1 protein-coding gene is annotated in these 1011 nt (G+C 63.4%); it reads right to left on the bottom strand.

The features are described 5' to 3' along the window. On the bottom strand, positions 1 to 857 hold an 857-nt coding region (locus tag GY725_22465; protein MCP4006953.1), incomplete at its 3' end, for a hypothetical protein. Between the last annotated feature and the right edge of the window lie 154 nt (positions 858 to 1011).

Genomic DNA, 1011 nt, shown 5'->3' with positions numbered 1-1011 from the left:
CACAGGATCGCAGGCTCGAAGTTTTCGAAGACCGAATCGACCAATCGATCGCGCGACGGATTGAGATTGGTCTGAACCATCCCGAGGGCCATGCAGGCCAGAAGGGGCGAGAGCCCCAGGTGCGAGGCGAGACCGAAAGTGAGCAGAATCGAAACGGCCGAAACGGTTGCGAGCCGATCGGATCTCACCACGCGCAGAGTCAGCGTCTGCGTCAGCCATGCAGCAGCGCCTCCCAACAAGAGTGCAGCACCGAGTCGTGCACCCACATCGAGGAACACCCCGCCCATGCCGCCGATCGGGCTCCCGGAGGCCAGTTCCCCAACCGCCAGCACGCTTCCCGCTCCTCGCGCAACCTCGAACAAGAAGATGCACGCCATGTTGTTGATGGCGACCGCGGCGATCACGGTCTTGACGAACACGCCGGTCGCTCGCGTCTCGCGCACGAGTGCGACGATCGTTGCCGGTGCGGTCGACACGGCCAGAGCCGCGAACAGCATGCCAGTCGTCAGCGAAAGATCGCCCAGTCCGTAGAGCACTCCGCCCACGAGGACAGGCGTGATGGTCGCCTCGGCGATCAACAGATAGAAGAGTCGCTTTCCCGCATTGCGCAGCCGCGCCAGGTTCAGGTGCGCGCCGACGGTCACGCCGATCAGCGCAAGTGCGAAGTGCGTCAGAGGCTGAAGCGCCTCGACGGCCTCTCGCTCGAACAGTCCGAGACCCGCCTGGCCGAGCAACACACCGGCGACGATCTGGCCGGAAATGCTCGGCAGGCGCAGGCGTTTCGCAGCGGCGCCCAGAGACATCCCGGCCACTAGAACGACGGCTAGTACCAGAAGCGGATCGGTCGGATTGAACACGTTCACAATCTAGCCCGCATTTCTCAGCGCGGTGCTACTGCGGCGGCACATCTCCATATTCCCGCGAGAGAAATTTCGGTCGTTCTCAGACCTGGGTTGCGGGCTGGCTCGCGATCTCCGAGGTCGAATCCGGGCCTCTTCTGAAGAAGCGCTT

Source organism: bacterium (assembly GCA_024226335.1).
Lineage (GTDB): Bacteria > Myxococcota_A > UBA9160 > SZUA-336 > SZUA-336 > JAAELY01.
The sequence above is the reverse complement of the archived record's forward strand: the minus strand, read 5'-3'. Positions and strand labels throughout refer to the sequence as shown.